The 310-nt window shown below is 45.8% G+C and carries 1 protein-coding gene; it reads left to right on the top strand.

Translation table 11 applies throughout. The annotated features are described in order from the left end of the window. Positions 1-128: 128 nt before the first annotated feature. Positions 129-310: alpha/beta hydrolase (locus SB775_RS28465; protein WP_410864532.1), on the top strand; the 182-nt coding region annotated here is incomplete at its 3' end.

Below are 310 nucleotides of genomic sequence, written 5' to 3'. Positions count from 1 at the left end.
ATTCATTTCAAGACTTACGACATCGAAAAAATGTTCAAGCGCGTGATGAATTGAGTGCCGAAAGGATTCAAATGCAACAAATAGGGAAAAATACTTCATTACTGGATTTTTAGAAAGGAAGTGGATTGATGGACAGGAGCAGTTCATATATACAGGTTTCGGATGGGCACGAACTATATTGCAGCCTGTACAGCGCGGAGAAACCGAAAGGCCACGTGCACATTATCCACGGCATGGCTGAGCATAGCGGCCGTTACGAGGATTTCATCGCGTCGCTGAACGGGCAAGGCTTCACCGTATCTACCCATGA

This window comes from Peribacillus sp. SIMBA_075 (assembly GCF_046534585.1).
The sequence above is the reverse complement of the archived record's forward strand: the minus strand, read 5'-3'. Positions and strand labels throughout refer to the sequence as shown.